15 protein-coding genes and 1 tRNA gene are annotated in these 13,925 nt (G+C 68.5%); 13 read left to right on the forward strand and 3 right to left on the reverse strand.

What is annotated here, in order from left to right; translation table 11 throughout:
• The first annotated feature begins 6 nt into the window (after nt 1-6).
• Nucleotides 7-630, forward strand: a complete 624-nt coding sequence (locus CBM2594_RS12690) for a riboflavin synthase (RefSeq protein WP_116357126.1) — start codon at nt 7-9, stop codon at nt 628-630.
• 9 nt (nt 631-639) lie between these two features.
• Here CBM2594_RS12690 and CBM2594_RS12695 read toward each other — a convergent pair whose 3' ends face one another.
• Nucleotides 640-882 carry a hypothetical protein gene (locus tag CBM2594_RS12695; RefSeq protein ID WP_116357127.1) on the reverse strand — a complete coding sequence of 81 codons (243 nt, stop codon included), beginning with the start codon at nt 880-882 and terminating at the stop codon, nt 640-642.
• A gap of 404 nt (nt 883-1,286) precedes the next feature.
• Here CBM2594_RS12695 and CBM2594_RS12700 point away from each other — a divergent pair, with 404 nt between their 5' ends.
• The 6 genes from CBM2594_RS12700 to CBM2594_RS12725 all read left to right on the forward strand — a co-directional run bounded on the left by CBM2594_RS12700 (nt 1,287) and on the right by CBM2594_RS12725 (nt 5,715).
• On the forward strand, nt 1,287-1,577 hold the full coding sequence (locus CBM2594_RS12700; protein WP_116357128.1) for a hypothetical protein: 291 nt from the start codon (nt 1,287-1,289) through the stop codon (nt 1,575-1,577).
• A 71-nt stretch (nt 1,578-1,648) separates the two neighbouring features.
• Nucleotides 1,649-1,900 (forward strand): hypothetical protein, encoded by a 252-nt coding sequence (locus tag CBM2594_RS12705; protein ID WP_116357129.1) that lies wholly within the window; start codon nt 1,649-1,651, stop codon nt 1,898-1,900.
• 293 nt (nt 1,901-2,193) lie between these two features.
• Nucleotides 2,194-3,303 (forward strand): bifunctional 3,4-dihydroxy-2-butanone-4-phosphate synthase/GTP cyclohydrolase II, encoded by a 1,110-nt coding sequence (gene ribBA / locus CBM2594_RS12710; protein ID WP_116357130.1) that lies wholly within the window; start codon nt 2,194-2,196, stop codon nt 3,301-3,303.
• 70 nt (nt 3,304-3,373) lie between these two features.
• Nucleotides 3,374-3,874: a 6,7-dimethyl-8-ribityllumazine synthase gene (ribH, locus tag CBM2594_RS12715; protein ID WP_115680885.1), complete on the forward strand. Its 501-nt coding sequence runs from the start codon at nt 3,374-3,376 to the stop codon at nt 3,872-3,874.
• Nucleotides 3,867-4,385: a transcription antitermination factor NusB gene (gene nusB, locus CBM2594_RS12720; RefSeq protein ID WP_116357131.1), complete on the forward strand. Its 519-nt coding sequence runs from the start codon at nt 3,867-3,869 to the stop codon at nt 4,383-4,385. The genes ribH and nusB overlap by 8 nt, the downstream gene beginning before the upstream one ends.
• 148 nt (nt 4,386-4,533) lie before the next feature.
• Entirely contained in the window at nt 4,534-5,715 is a 1,182-nt protein-coding gene (locus tag CBM2594_RS12725) for a pyridoxal phosphate-dependent aminotransferase (RefSeq protein WP_116357132.1), read from the forward strand.
• An 82-nt stretch (nt 5,716-5,797) separates the two neighbouring features.
• Here the strand turns inward: CBM2594_RS12725 and CBM2594_RS12730 are convergent, their stop codons facing one another.
• On the reverse strand, nt 5,798-6,934 hold the full coding sequence (locus tag CBM2594_RS12730) for a lytic transglycosylase domain-containing protein (protein ID WP_116357133.1): 1,137 nt from the start codon (nt 6,932-6,934) through the stop codon (nt 5,798-5,800).
• A 653-nt stretch (nt 6,935-7,587) separates the two neighbouring features.
• On the opposite strand from CBM2594_RS12730, the gene ubiD reads away from it, so the two are divergent.
• From ubiD to CBM2594_RS12745, 3 genes are all read left to right on the forward strand, one after another.
• Nucleotides 7,588-9,114: a 4-hydroxy-3-polyprenylbenzoate decarboxylase gene (gene ubiD, locus CBM2594_RS12735; protein ID WP_116357134.1), complete on the forward strand. Its 1,527-nt coding sequence runs from the start codon at nt 7,588-7,590 to the stop codon at nt 9,112-9,114.
• Nucleotides 9,115-9,221: 107 nt separating this feature from the next.
• Nucleotides 9,222-11,246, forward strand: coding sequence for an acetoacetate--CoA ligase (locus CBM2594_RS12740; RefSeq protein ID WP_116357135.1), 2,025 nt, complete (start codon nt 9,222-9,224; stop codon nt 11,244-11,246).
• A gap of 25 nt (nt 11,247-11,271) precedes the next feature.
• Nucleotides 11,272-12,174, forward strand: coding sequence for an aldose epimerase family protein (locus CBM2594_RS12745; RefSeq protein WP_116357136.1), 903 nt, complete (start codon nt 11,272-11,274; stop codon nt 12,172-12,174).
• 15 nt (nt 12,175-12,189) lie between these two features.
• Here CBM2594_RS12745 and CBM2594_RS12750 read toward each other — a convergent pair whose 3' ends face one another.
• Complete coding sequence (locus tag CBM2594_RS12750; protein ID WP_116357137.1) at nt 12,190-12,567, reverse strand: DUF5594 family protein; 378 nt, start codon at nt 12,565-12,567, stop codon at nt 12,190-12,192.
• Between the two features lie 124 nt (nt 12,568-12,691).
• Between CBM2594_RS12750 and CBM2594_RS12755 the strand changes: the two genes are divergently transcribed.
• The 3 genes from CBM2594_RS12755 (at nt 12,692) to trmB (ending at nt 13,912) form a co-directional block, all read left to right on the forward strand.
• Nucleotides 12,692-12,925, forward strand: coding sequence for a hypothetical protein (locus CBM2594_RS12755; protein WP_116357138.1), 234 nt, complete (start codon nt 12,692-12,694; stop codon nt 12,923-12,925).
• Between the two features lie 60 nt (nt 12,926-12,985).
• Nucleotides 12,986-13,060 (forward strand) — tRNA-Gly (locus CBM2594_RS12760).
• 66 nt (nt 13,061-13,126) lie between these two features.
• Complete coding sequence (trmB, locus tag CBM2594_RS12765; protein WP_116357139.1) at nt 13,127-13,912, forward strand: tRNA (guanosine(46)-N7)-methyltransferase TrmB; 786 nt, start codon at nt 13,127-13,129, stop codon at nt 13,910-13,912.
• The last annotated feature ends 13 nt before the right edge of the window (nt 13,913-13,925 follow it).

The following is a 13,925-nucleotide window of genomic DNA, read 5'->3' on the forward strand; positions in this document are numbered from 1 at the left end:
TCCACCATGTTTACTGGCATCGTCGCGGCGGTCGGCCGCATTGAATCCGTTACCCCGCTCGGCAGCGCCGCCGACGCCGGCGTGCGCCTGCGCATCGCCGCGGGCGGGCTGGACCTGTCGGATGTCATCATCGGCGACAGCATCGCGATCCAGGGCGCCTGCATGACCGTGATCGCCATGGCGCCCGACGCGTTCGACGTCGAAGTCTCGCGCGAATCGCTGGACAAGACCGTGGGGCTCGACCGTGCCGGCCGCGTCAACCTGGAAAAGGCGCTGCGCCTGGCCGACCGCCTCGGCGGACACCTGGTGTCGGGGCATGTCGACGGCCTGGGCGAAGTGGTGCATTTCGCGCCGGTGGGCGAGTCGCATGAACTGCGCATTCGCGCCCCGCGCGAGCTGGCGCGCTACCTGGCGTACAAGGGCTCGGTGGTGGTCAACGGCGTGTCGCTGACCGTCAACCGCGTCAGCGACGAGGCCGACGGCTGCGTGTTCTCGATCAACCTGATCCCGCACACCGTCGAAGTGACCACGCTGCAGGAGCTCAAGCCCGGGGCGCGCGTGAACCTCGAGATCGACCTGATCGCCCGTTACGTGGAGCGGATGCTGTCGACCGCGCAGGCGCCCGCGTAAGCGGCGCGGCTACTTGCCCTCGTCGGGCACGTTGTAATCCTGGCGCAACTGGTCGGTGAAGGGGCGCAGCGCTTCCACGCAGGCGGCGCTGTCGCCGCCTTCCATGGTCGACAGGCTCCAGTTGCAGCCGCTGGCATCCGGCGCGTGCCAGACGATATCGCCAAAGCAGGCCCCCTCGCACACGGGCACCTTCGCCTGCTGTGCCCGGACCATCGCGCGCAGTTCGGCCTTGTTCTTGATCTGTCTCGGCATGGCTGTCTCCCTGAGTGGTGCAAACCCGCGGACGCGACCGGAGCGGGGCCGCATCCCCGGTCCGGCTGGCACTCCCACGCCGCCACTGGTGCAGCTTACGCTGCCGGGCCCCTTTGGTGGCAGTTTTGGTGGCAGTTTTCTTGCCGCGATGCCTATCTTGTAAGTGAACTGGGATGAACGGCCCGGTGCGCCTAGAATGAAAGGGCTGTGCGGACGGCATGTCTGGCCCCGGCCGCACCCCGGCACCCGCATTCCGCATTCCGGTTTCCCTCGCCTACGCCTCTTCGGACGCTGCCTCTTGGCAAGCGCGCCCGCTTCACTGGCGTTTCCATACATCCGCCACGCCGAGCGCCAGTGCCGTGGCCGCCGTGCCGGCTTCTGCCCCGGCAACCAAGAGGATTCGCATGTCCGAGCTCGCTTCCCGAATGACTTACCGCTGGATTCCCGCCCTGCCGCGGCCCCAGTCGCCACGCCATGCCGCGCGCGCCACCCAGAACATGGGCCTGCTGCGGCTCAGCTCGACGCCGCTGCGGCGCGCGGTCACGCTGCTGATCGACTGGGATCGCGCCGTCGGCGACGGCTGGCCGCGCCTGCAGCCGCCGTCGTGGCCGTTGTTCAGGCGCTTCAGGCCGCTCCGGCGCCCCGGCGCGCGGCGCTATGCCGGTTTTCCGTGGTGCCATGCCCGGCCAGCCTGACGGGATGCAAGCGACCTTCCATCCCGCCAACTATCGCGCGCTTTCACGCGCGCCAACCAAATGGAACCAGCATGGGTGAAAGCTTTTTCTACCAGCACTGCCACGTTGTCGTAACACTGGCCGAAGTCACCTTCGGCAAGTGGGAATGGTCGTATGCGCTCGATGCGCACGCCAGGTTCACCCGGCCCGATGCCGGCTTCGCCACCCGCGAACTGGCGCTGGCGGACGCCACGCGCTCCGCCCGGACACGCATTGCCAGGACCTCGCGCCTGCGTACGGCAGTCCTGGTTCCGGATCGGATGCCTCTGGCCGAAGCCGCTTAAGCCCGCATACCGGCGGGCGCCAGCGGCCAGGGGCCGCAGCCTGCACCCGGCCGGCTTGCCCCTTCCTTCCCGCCGCTGCAGCCGGCGCACTTTCCGCTGCCGCTGCCTCCCGCATCGCCTGCCTTGGCGTACAATACCCGGCTTGACTGGGCAACCGGCCGCGCGTATATGGCCGGCCGGCCTGGCCCGATGCCCCGCCTCAGTCCGGCCGCTCTCACCGCGGCCATGGTTCCTGCCACAGCTATTCGCCGGTTTTCCGCCAGAATTCGCCCCAACTTGCCGTTCAGCACGCCATGACAATCGCCCGTACCGAAGACATCATTGCCGACATTCGCGCCGGCCGCATGGTCATCCTTGTCGACGAGGAAGACCGCGAAAATGAGGGCGACCTGGTCCTGGCTGCCGATTTCGTCACGCCCGAGGCGATCAACTTCATGGCCAAGCACGGCCGTGGCCTGATCTGCCTGACGCTGACCGCCGAGCGCTGCCGCCAGCTGGACCTGCACCCGATGGTCAGCCGCAACGGCACCCAGCACGGCACCAACTTCACCGTGTCGATCGAAGCGGCCGAGGGCGTCACGACCGGCATTTCCGCCGCCGACCGCGCCCGCACCGTGCAGGCGGCGGTCGCCCGCGACGCCAAGCCGGCCGACCTGGTCCAGCCCGGCCATATCTTCCCGCTGACGGCCCAGCCCGGCGGCGTGCTGATCCGCGCCGGCCATACCGAGGCCGGCTGCGACCTGGGCGCGCTGGCCGGCCTGACCCCGGCCGCGGTGATCTGCGAGATCATGAAGGACGACGGCACCATGGCGCGCCTGCCCGACCTGGTCGAGTTCGCGCAGGAGCATGGCCTGAAGATCGGCACCATCGCCGACCTGATCCACTACCGCAGCCGCACCGAAAGCATCATCGAGCGCGTGGGCGAGCGCGCCATGCAAACCCCGTACGGCACCTTCCACAGCATCGCCTACCGCGACAAGCCCACCGGCCAGGCCCACCTGGCGCTGGTCAAGGGCAAGCCCACCCCAGAACAGGAAACGCTGGTGCGCGTGCACGAGCCGTTCTCGGTGCTGGACCTGCTGGAAGTGAAATGCACCACCCATTCGTGGAGCATCCCCGCCGCGATGCAGGCCATCGCCGAGGCCGACCGCGGCGCGATCGTGCTGCTGAACTGCGGCGACACCGTCGAGCAGCTGTTCACGCAGTTCAGCGCGCTCGACGCCCCGCAGTCGCGGCCGCGCCGCAAGCCGGACCTGCGCACCTATGGCATGGGCGCGCAGATCCTGAAGGACGTCGGCGTGGGCAAGATGCGCGTGCTCGCCGCCAAACAGCGCATGCCCAGCATGACCGGCTTCGACCTGGAAGTGACCGGCTACCAGCCGATGAACGGCCAGGCCGACTGAGCCGCTCCCCCCAATATCCGGGCCGCGGCGCATGCCGCCGCGGCCCTCCCGAAAACTGGAGAACTGAACAATGGATCACGGCTTCTACCCCAGCAACCTCGACGGTGAAGGCCTGCGCATCGGCATCGTGCAGGCACGCTTCAACGAGCCGGTCTGCGCCGAACTGCTCGAGGCCTGCGTGGCCGAGCTGGAAAAGCTCGGCGTCGAGGGCGAGGACACCCTGGTGGTGACCGTCCCCGGCGCGCTGGAAGTCCCGCTGGCACTGCAGAAGATGTGCGAGAGCGGCCAGTTCGACGCGCTGGTCGCGCTGGGCGCGGTGGTGCGCGGCGAGACCTACCACTTCGAGCTGGTCTCGAACGAGTCGGGCGCCGGCATCACCCGCGTCGGCCTGGACTTCAACGTGCCGATCGCCAACGGCATCCTGACCGTCGACACCGACGAGCAGGCCCATGCCCGCACCCGCGAAAAGGGCCGCGACTGCGCCCGCGCCGCGGTGGAGATGGCCAACCTGGTGGCGGCGCTCGATTCGCTGCGCGGCCAGGAAGACGAAGACGAGGACGACGATGAGTGATACGTCGAAGACCCCGGACAACGACGCCGGCAAGAACGCCGGCGCCAAGCCCGGCGCGGCCCGCACCGAGGCCAAGGCGCCGCCCAAGAGCGCGCGCCGCCGCTCGCGCGAGCTGGCCCTGCAGGGCCTGTACCAGTGGCTGCTGAACCGCAACGACATCGGTGCGATCCAGGCCCACCTGCATGACGCCCAGGGCTTCAACAAGGCCGACCGCGAGCACTTCGACGCGCTGCTCAACGGCGCCGTGCGCGAAGAGACCCGCCTGACCGCCGCGTTCGAGCCGTTCCTGGACCGTACCGTCGACGAGCTGTCGCCGGTGGAGCGCGCCGCGCTGCTGGTCGGCAGCTATGAGTTGGTGCACTGCCTCGACATCCCGTACAAGGTGGTGATCAACGAGGCCGTCGAGCTGACCAAGACCTTCGGCGGCGTCGAGGGCTACAAGTACGTCAACGGCGTGCTGGACAAGCTTGCCGCCCAGGTGCGCGCCGCCGAAGTGGCCGCGCGCCGCTGAGCGGCCCTGCCCCGCGACCCAGCGGCCCCTGCGTGCCGTCGCGCTGGCCCTGGCGCCAGCGCCGATGAAGACGACACCCGCCGCGGCGGGTGTTTTCATTCCTACCTATCCCTTTTGCTGATCGGGCCCCGGCCCGCCCCGGAACACCATGGACTTGCAGCACCTGGCCACCGCCTCCCGCCTCGCCAACATCGAAGCCTTCCATGTGATGGAGCTGGCCAAGCAGGCCGCCGCGCTGGAGCGCGCCGGCCGCCATATCGTGCACATGGGCATCGGCGAGCCGGACTTCACCGCCGCCGAGCCGGTGGTGCGCGCCGCCGAAGCCGCCATGCGCCGCGGCGTCACGCAGTACACCGGCGCGCTCGGCATCCACCCGCTGCGCGAGGCCATCGCCGGCTATTACCAGACCGCCTACGGGCTCGATATCCCGGCCCGGCGCGTGATCGTCACCGCCGGCGCGTCGGGCGCGCTGCTGCTGGCGTGCGCGGTGCTGGTCGAGATCGGCGCCGAGGTGCTGATGCCCGACCCCAGCTATCCGTGCAACCGCCACTTCGTCGCCGCCTTCGACGGCGCCGCGCGCATGATCCCGAGCGGACCGGCCGAGCGCTTCCAGCTGACCGCGGCGCAAGTCGAGGCCAACTGGGGCGAGCAGACCCGGGGCGTGCTGCTGGCGTCGCCGTCCAACCCGACCGGCACTTCGATCCTGCCCGACGAGCTTGCGCGGATCCTGCAGGCGGTGCGCGCGCGCAACGGCTTCGCCATCCTGGACGAGATCTACCAGGGCCTGTCCTACGACGCGCCGCCGGTTTCGGCGCTGAGCCTGGACCCGGACGTGGTCACGGTGAACAGCTTCTCGAAGTACTTCAACATGACCGGCTGGCGCCTGGGCTGGCTGGTGGTGCCCGACGCGCTGGTCGAGGCCTTCGAGAAGGTCGCGCAGAACCTGTTCATCTGCGCGTCGGCGGTGGCGCAGCATGCCGCGCTGGCCTGCTTCACGCCCGAGGCGCTGGCGATCTACGACGAACGCAAGGCCGAGTTCCGCCGCCGCCGCGACCTGATCGTGCCGGCGCTGGAGTCGCTGGGCCTGCGCGTGCCGGTGCGCCCCGACGGCGCCTTTTATGTGTATGCGGACTGCCGCGGCGTCAACCACCCGGCCGCCGGCGATGCCGACCGCCTGACGCAGTCGATGCTGCACGATGCCGGCGTGGTGATGGTGCCGGGGCAGGACTTCGGCCCGCATACCGCCAGGGACTACATCCGGATCTCGTATGCGACCTCGCGCGAGAATATCGAAGAGGCGATGGCGCGGCTGGGCAAGCTGTTCCGCTGAGCACGGCCCGGCCGCTGCGGCGGCAGGCAAAAGAAAAGCACCCCGCGGGGTGCTTTTCTTCTGGGCGATGCCGGGGCCAGCCTCAGGCGTTGTGCGGCCCGTTGTTGGCTTCCAGCTTCTCGGTCGGTGCGTGCTCGACCGGCGCCTTGTCCTCGACGGCCGGCTTGTCGGCGTTGGCGGGCGCGCTGCGCACGCCGATCAGCTGGCGCAGGCGGGCGCGCTCGGCCAGCACCTTGGCGCCGTAGCCGCCGTCGGTGGCCGTGGTGGCGCCGACGTAGTACTTCAGGCCGCCCTCGAGCGAGCCGGCGCGGGCGATGCAGTCCTTGAGCACCAGCGCGCCGATCTTGATGTTGGCGTACGGGTTCAGGGCCGCGGACACGCCGCCGACGGCTTCGTACTTGTCCTGGTGGACCTTGGTCATGACCTGCATCAGGCCCTGCGCGCCCACGCCGCTTTCGGCGTACGGGTTGAAGCTGGACTCGATCGCGATCACGCCCAGGATCAGCAGCGGGTCGATCCCCACCTCGCGGCCGGTCAGGTAGGCCGCCTTGACCAGCTGCGCGGTGGCCTGCGCCGCCACGCGGTACTTGCGCGCGATATAGTCCGCCACGGCGGCCTGCTCGCGCGCGCTGCCCAGCGTGGCGCCGGTGCTGCGGGCATCCATGGCCACGCGCGTCACCGGGATGCGCGCGGCGAGGTGCGCCACCGACGGCACCTTGGTATTGGCCGCCAGGCTCCATTCGTCGACGCCCGACACGGTCGGCAGGCCGAGCTTGCCGCTGCGGCCACTGCCGGCGCCATAGCCGAACTTGATTGCCGCGACGTCCGCCGTGCTCGGCGGCACGGCGCTGGATGCGGCCGCGCCGTTGGCTGCGCTGCTGGTGGCGCTGTCGCCAGCGGCGGCCGTGCCGCCATGCGCGGGCGCTGCCACGGCAGCGCTCACCAGCACCGCGGGTGCTTCGTCGCCGGCCAGCAAGGCGGCCAGCGTGGTGCGCCATTCCTGGCTCACCGACAGCGACACCGCCGAAACCACCGCCACCACGCCCAGGCTGTTCAGGGCGTACTTCAGTGTTGTGCGGCCACCGCGCAACGCGCGGCCCGCGACCGGATGCGCGAGGCGGACCTGCAATGCCCGACTCACTCCGGGTACCGGCTGTCGGAGGCGGACCTGCAGGGCCCGCCCGATGCCGGGAAGATGAAGGGTTTTCCAACCGCTCATGCTTACCTCCATCCGTTGCCCGCTTCGCGTGCCACACTGCGGCGCGCGCCCGATCTCAACGTACTCAAGTAAGGATGCCGCGCCGTCTAGCAGTGACGACCAAGCACCTGTTGGCAGGGCGCTCCCCATGCGCCCAACTTGGAAACAGGCCACGCCCTGGGGGAGCGCTACCTGCCACGACTTAACTCTCTCTACACTCCGGCAAGCCGCCGGAGGCGACCGGTCGTCCCACCATGCGTGCGGGACTCTGACCATCGGTCCTTGCTGGAGGGACTTTCTGGCACGTTGTTTTGATGTGCACCCCTTGACACAGGGGGAAAATCCATGTTGCGACGCAACACTCCATGGAGCAGACCGGATTGTAGGAACGGTGTTATATCCCGTCAAGAATAATAAAATGGAATTTCACTACTTCCAGTTATTTGTAACAAGCCTGTTTTAGTCGGCCCCGCATCACTCGTTCGCCCGCAAACGCAGGCGTGGCCTTGCCTCCCAGCGATCGGACGGAACTTCGCATCGACAAAAAACTTACAATTTGCCCGGCATCGCTCATGCGATTTTTTTGCCGTCGGCGGGATCCATGTGTATCGTCACCGACCTGACCGCGGCCTCGCGGAATCCCCTGCGGATGCCGCACCACAACAGAATTCACTATGCAATACAAAGACTTGCGAGATTTCATCAGCCAGCTTGAGCGCATCGGCGAGCTGCGGCGGATCGCCCGGCCGGTGTCGCCCAACCTGGAAATGACCGAAATCTGCGATCGCCTGCTGCGCGACGGCGGCCCCGCGGTCCTCTTCGAGCAGCCTGCGGGCGCCCCCCATGGCGACATCTATAGCGTGCCAGTGCTGGCCAATCTGTTCGGCACGACACGCAGAGTCGCATTTGGCATGGGCGCCGAATCGATGGAAGACCTGCGCGACATCGGCCGGGTGCTGTCGGCGCTGAAGGAACCGGAGCCGCCGCGCGGCCTGCGCGAGGCCGGCAAGCTGTTCACGCTCGCCAAGTCCGTGTGGGATATGGCACCCAAGCGCGTCAGCAGCCCGGCCTGCCAGGAGGTGGTGTGGGAGGGCAACGACGTCGACCTCGCGCGCCTGCCGATCCAGACCTGCTGGCCCGGCGACGCCGCCCCGCTGATCACCTGGGGCCTGGTGGTGACCAAGGGCCCGCACAAGAAGCGGCAGAACCTGGGCATCTACCGCCAGCAGGTGATCGGCCGCAACCAGGTCATCATGCGCTGGCTGGCGCACCGCGGCGGCGCGCTCGACTTCCGCGAGCATGCGCTGGCCAATCCCGGCAAGCCGTTCCCGATCGCGGTGGCGCTGGGCGCGGACCCGGCCACCATCCTGGGCGCGGTGACGCCGGTGCCCGATACGCTGTCCGAATACCAGTTCGCCGGCCTGCTGCGCGGCAGCCGCACCGCGCTGGCGGGCTGCCTGACGCCGACGCTGTCCGAACTGAGCGTGCCGGCCTCGGCCGAGATCGTGCTGGAAGGCCATATCCAGCCGGACCCCGACCACCCGTCGGGCTACCAGCATGCGCTGGAGGGCCCGTTCGGCGACCACACCGGCTATTACAACGAGCAGGACTGGTTCCCGGTCTTCACCATCGACCGCATCACCATGCGGCGCGACCCGATCTACCACTCCACCTACACCGGCAAGCCGCCCGACGAGCCGGCCGTGCTGGGGGTGGCGCTGAACGAGGTGTTCGTGCCGCTGCTGCAGAAGCAGTTCCCGGAGATCACGGACTTCTACCTGCCGCCCGAGGGCTGCAGCTACCGCATGGCGCTGGTGCGCATGAAGAAGCAGTACGCCGGCCATGCCAAGCGCGTGATGTTCGGCGTGTGGAGCTTCCTGCGGCAGTTCATGTATACGAAGTTCATCGTGGTGGTCGACGACGATGTCGACGTGCGCGACTGGAAGGAAGTGATCTGGGCCATCACCACCCGCGTCGACCCCAGCCGCGACACCGTGCTGGTCGACAACACGCCGATCGATTACCTGGACTTTGCCTCGCCGGTGTCGGGCCTGGGCTCGAAGATGGGCATCGATGCCACCGACAAATGGCCCGGCGAGACCACACGGGAATGGGGCACGCCGATCTCGATGGATGCCGCCGTCAAGGCAAAGGTCGACACCATGTGGGAAAGCCTGTTCGAGCGTCCGGCCGGCAACTGAAAGCGTCCGCCGTTATCATGTCAGCCTGATGCCGGGTGCCGCCGCAGGCGCCCGGAATAACCATCGCACCATCCCATGCCCGCGACAGACGGGCGCAAGGAGGAGACATGACGACCGCCGCCCCTCTCACCGAAGGCAACCTGATGTGGACGCCGTCCGAGGCGTTCCGCGACAGCAGCCAGATCGCCGCCTTCATGCGCTGGCTGCGCACCGAACGCGGCCTGGCCTTTGACGACTACGACAGCCTGTGGCAGTGGTCGGTCACCGAGCTGGAAGCCTTCTGGGATGCGGTGCGCGCGTATTTCGACGTGCATTTCGACACGCCCGCCACGCAGGTGCTGGATCGCCGCACCATGCCCGGCGCGCGCTGGTTCGAAGGCGCGACGCTGAACTACGTGCAGCAGGTATTCCGCCATGCCGGCACCGGCACCGCTCGCCAGCGCGCCGCGATCCGTTATGCCGGCGAAGCTCAGCCGCTGGCCGAAGTGAGCTGGGACACCCTCGAAGCCCAGGTCGCGTCGCTGGCGCATGCGCTGCGCCAGATGGGTGTGCAGCGCGGCGACCGTGTCGCCGGCTACCTGCCCAATATCCCCGCCACCATCGTCGCCTTCCTCGCCACCGCCAGCCTCGGCGCGGTCTGGTCGGGCTGCGCGCCGGACATGGGCCAGATAGCCGTGGCCGACCGCTTCCGCCAGATCGAGCCCAGGGTGCTGATCGCCGTCGATGGCTACCGCTATGGCGGCAAGGCCTACGACCGCGCCCCGGTGGTGGCAGACCTGGTCGCCACCCTGCCCTCGCTGACGGACCTGGTGCTGGTCCCGCAGATCGGCAGCAAGGCGGCGCCGCCCGCCGGCGTGCGCGTCCACGCCTGGCAGGAAGTGCTGGCGCACGACGTGCCGCTGGCGATCGAGCCAGTGCCGTTCGACCATCCGCTGTGGATCGTCTATTCGTCCGGCACCACCGGCATGCCCAAGCCGATCGTCCATGGCCATGGCGGCATCGTCATCGAGCAGCTCAAGCTGATGGCGTTCCACAACAACCTGGGGCCGGACGACGTATTCCACTGGTACAGCAGCAGCGGCTGGATCATGTGGAACGCGCAGGTGGCCGGGCTGCTGCTGGGCACCACCATCGCGCTCTACGACGGCAACCCGGCCTGGCCCGACGCCGGCGTGCTGTGGCGCTTCGTCGACGATGCCGGCGTGACCTTGTTCGGTGCCGGCGCGGCGTTCTTCACCAACTGCATGAAGGCCGGCATCGAGCCCGCGCGCATCGCCGACGTGTCGCGCCTGCGCGGACTGGGGTCGACCGGCTCGCCGCTGCCGGTCGAGGCCTACGACTGGATCTACCGCCATGTGCGCGAAGACCTCTGGCTGGTGCCGATGTCGGGCGGCACCGACTTCGCCGGCTCGTTCGTCGCCGGCTGCCCGCTGCTGCCGGTCCATTCCGGCGAGATGCAGTGCCGCTGCCTGGGCGCCAAGGTCGAGGCCTTCGACGACAACGGCCAGCCCTTGATCGACGCGGTCGGCGAACTGGTCTGCACCGAGCCGATGCCGTCGATGCCGCTCTACCTGTGGGGCGACACCGACGGCAAGCGCTACCGCGACAGCTATTTCGACACCTACCCCGGCGCGTGGCGGCATGGCGACTGGATCAAGATCACCAGGCGCGGCGGCGCGGTGATCTACGGGCGGTCGGACGCCACCATCAACCGCCACGGCATCCGCATGGGCACGAGCGAGCTGTACCGCGTGGTCGAAGACCTGCCCGAGGTGCTCGACAGCATGGTGGTCGACCTGGAATACCTGGGCCGCGAATCGTATATGCCGCTGTTCGTGGTGCTGCGCGAAGGCATGGTGCTGGACGACGCGCTGCGCGACACGCTGCGCGCGCGCATCCGCAGCGCGCTGTCGTCGCGCCACGTGCCCAACGAGTTCGTGCAGGCGCCCGGCGTGCCGCGCACGCTGTCGGGCAAGAAGATGGAGGTGCCGATCAAGAAGCTGCTGCTGGGCCATGCGCCGCAGGGCATCGCCAACCGCGATGCCATGGCCAACCCCGACACGCTCGACTGGTACTTCGACTACGCCGCGCGCTTCCTGAAGGCGCGGCAGGCCGAATCGGCCACCACCTGAGCGCCGCGCCCAACCCAACCAAGCCATGCACAACCTGCCAACCGAAGACTTCCAGGGCCACCCGCTGGTGCGAATCGGCCAGGGCGACAGCTACCTGCTGCTGGCGCCGCAATACGGCGCGCGGCTGGTGCGCTGGGTACACCGCGGGCAAGACATCCTGTACTGGCCCGACGCCGCCGACTGGAGCCGGCCGGCGAAGATCCGCGGCGGCAATCCGCTGCTGTTCCCGTTTATCGGCCGGCATTTTGTCGATGGCAGTCCGGGGCAGTGGCGTGACGGACAAGGGACGGTGCATACCCTGTCGCAGCATGGCTTTGCGCGCGACCTTCCTTTCGAGGTCAGCGCCATCGACACGCAGGCGGCCATCACCATGACGCTGCGCGACAGCGAGGCCACGCGCGCCGGCTATCCGTTTGCCTTCGCCTTCGATGTGGTCTACGCCTTGCTGCCCGACGGTATCGAAGTATCGCTGCGCACGACCAACACCGGCACGCAGCGCCTGCCCTGCTATCCCGGCCACCACTTCTATTTCGCCCTGCCGCACACGCAGCGTGGCGCGTCGTCGCTGGCGCTGCCCGACACGGAGCGCAGGCGCCAGCTGCCGGATGGCAGCCCGGGGCCAGCGGAGTCAGGCGAGTCGACCTGCGCGTTGGACGATCCACGGCTGCAAGACACCTTCCACGTGTTCCGCGGCAGCCCGTCGGCGCAACTGGCCATGCCCGGCCGCCATATCCGGTTCGAGCTCGACCTGCCCGGCAGTGCGCCCTGGCATGCCGTAACCACCTGGTCCGAGACCGAGGCCTCCGATTTCTATTGCGTCGAACCGTGGGTGGGCTTGCCCGATGCCATCCACCACGGCCAGGGCTTGCGCTGGATCGAACCCGGGCAGGCGGAAAGCGCGGTGTGCCGGCTGCGTGTATCGGCCTGACCTGACCGGGGCCGCTCAGCGTTCAAAGTCGAGCCCGCCGATCAGGATCTGCGGGTCTGCCTGCGACAGCGAGCGGAAATCGATCCCGCGCGGCTCCTGCCATGCCTGCAGCTTGGACGGCAGCGCCGCCAGGTAGCCGGCAAAGCGCGCCTCGCCGCCCGCCGCGAACAGGCGCTGCACCTCCAGCCCATCCCACGCCAGCGTGATATCGAGCGCATACGGATGGCGCCGCAGCTCCGGCGGGCCGTCTCCGGTCACGCGCAAGCGCGGCGGCTGGCCGGGGCCATCGGCAGGCAGGGGCTGGAGTTGCAAGCGCCGGTGCTGCCGGCCGATCGCATCGGCGATGCGCGGCAGGCACTCGGTTTCAAAGCGGGCGAAGAAGTCGGTGGTCAAGTGGGGGCGTCCTGACGTGGCGGGAGGGGTGACGCCCAAGCTGCAGGCGTCGGTTCGCCAGCCACTATACGCCGCGGCTCGCAGGGCGGGCAGACAGGACAAACGAGACCTATCATTGCCAGCTATGGAGCGCTACAGGAACCTCAGCGGTAATTCCGGCATCGACGCCTACGAACTCGGCCCGGACCATATCCGGGTCCGCTTCGATGATGGCCGCGTCTATACCTACGACTACCAGAGCACCGGCCGCGGCAATGTGGAACAGATGAAGCGCCTCGCGATAGCGGGGCGCGGACTGTGCAGTTTTATCAGCCAGGTGGTCGGCAAGCACTACGCGCACAAGGAGCCGGGGCGCTGAATGCGTCCCATGGTCCACTCGCTTGCGCTCCCCCGGGATCCCGCATAGAATCGCGGGTTCGCGGGCGTCGTATAATGGCTATTACCTTAGCTTCCCAAGCTAAAGACGTGGGTTCGATTCCCATCGCCCGCTCCACTTCCAGTCGAGACAAGCCGCCTTTGCCACCGTTACGGTGATCCGCCCGGCGGCTTTTTTGTTGCCATGCTTCCCCAAGACCCCAGCACCGGGCCGGCCGCCGACGACGCGCCGGCAGACAGCGCCGCCGCACCCGCGCCCGCCCCCTCTCCCGCCGATCCTGAAGGCGTTGCGCATCCGCGCCGGATCCGTTCGTTCGTGCGCCGCGCGGGCCGGACTTCGACCGGGCAGCAGCGCGCCATCGACGAAGTCGGGCCGCGCATGATGGTGCCGTACGCGCCGCAGCCGCTGGACTGGGAGGCGACCTTTGGCCGCCAGGCGCCGTCGATCCTGGAAATCGGCTTCGGCATGGGCGAGACCACCGCGCATATCGCCGGCCTGCGCCCGCAGGACAACTTCCTCGGCTGCGAGGTGCATGAGCCGGGCGTGGGCGCGCTGCTCAAGCTGATCGACGAGCGCGGGCTGTCCAATGTGCGCATCCTGCAGCACGATGCGGTCGAGGTGATCGCGCATATGCTGACCGACAACAGCCTCGACGGCGTGCACATCTACTTTCCGGACCCGTGGCACAAGAAGCGCCACAACAAGCGTCGGCTGGTGCAGCCGCCGCTGGTGAAGGTGCTGGCGGCGCGACTGAAGCCGGGCGGCTATATCCACTGCGCGACCGACTGGGAAGAGTACGCGCACCAGATGGTCGAAGTGCTGTCGGCCGAGCCGCTGCTCGAAAACACCTCGACCGCTGCTGACGGTTTTGCCGAGCGGCCGGACTACCGGCCCGTGACCAAGTTCGAGCGGCGCGGCGTGCGGCTCGGGCACGGCGTATGGGACGTGGTGTTCCGCAAGCGCGCCTGAGCGCGGCGGACGC

The sequence above is a fragment of the Cupriavidus taiwanensis genome (assembly GCF_900249755.1).
Classification (GTDB): Bacteria; Pseudomonadota; Gammaproteobacteria; order Burkholderiales; family Burkholderiaceae; genus Cupriavidus; species Cupriavidus taiwanensis_D.

Coding starts and splice junctions, on each gene's coding strand:
- CBM2594_RS12690 (WP_116357126.1), top strand. CDS start 7: ATGTTTACTGGCATCGTCGCGGCGGTCGGCCGCATTGAATCCGTTACC.
- CBM2594_RS12695 (WP_116357127.1), bottom strand. CDS start 882: ATGCCGAGACAGATCAAGAACAAGGCCGAACTGCGCGCGATGGTCCGG.
- CBM2594_RS12700 (WP_116357128.1), top strand. CDS start 1,287: ATGTCCGAGCTCGCTTCCCGAATGACTTACCGCTGGATTCCCGCCCTG.
- CBM2594_RS12705 (WP_116357129.1), top strand. CDS start 1,649: ATGGGTGAAAGCTTTTTCTACCAGCACTGCCACGTTGTCGTAACACTG.
- ribBA (WP_116357130.1), top strand. CDS start 2,194: ATGACAATCGCCCGTACCGAAGACATCATTGCCGACATTCGCGCCGGC.
- ribH (WP_115680885.1), top strand. CDS start 3,374: ATGGATCACGGCTTCTACCCCAGCAACCTCGACGGTGAAGGCCTGCGC.
- nusB (WP_116357131.1), top strand. CDS start 3,867: ATGAGTGATACGTCGAAGACCCCGGACAACGACGCCGGCAAGAACGCC.
- CBM2594_RS12725 (WP_116357132.1), top strand. CDS start 4,534: ATGGACTTGCAGCACCTGGCCACCGCCTCCCGCCTCGCCAACATCGAA.
- CBM2594_RS12730 (WP_116357133.1), bottom strand. CDS start 6,934: ATGAGCGGTTGGAAAACCCTTCATCTTCCCGGCATCGGGCGGGCCCTG.
- ubiD (WP_116357134.1), top strand. CDS start 7,588: ATGCAATACAAAGACTTGCGAGATTTCATCAGCCAGCTTGAGCGCATC.
- CBM2594_RS12740 (WP_116357135.1), top strand. CDS start 9,222: ATGACGACCGCCGCCCCTCTCACCGAAGGCAACCTGATGTGGACGCCG.
- CBM2594_RS12745 (WP_116357136.1), top strand. CDS start 11,272: ATGCACAACCTGCCAACCGAAGACTTCCAGGGCCACCCGCTGGTGCGA.
- CBM2594_RS12755 (WP_116357138.1), top strand. CDS start 12,692: ATGGAGCGCTACAGGAACCTCAGCGGTAATTCCGGCATCGACGCCTAC.
- trmB (WP_116357139.1), top strand. CDS start 13,127: ATGCTTCCCCAAGACCCCAGCACCGGGCCGGCCGCCGACGACGCGCCG.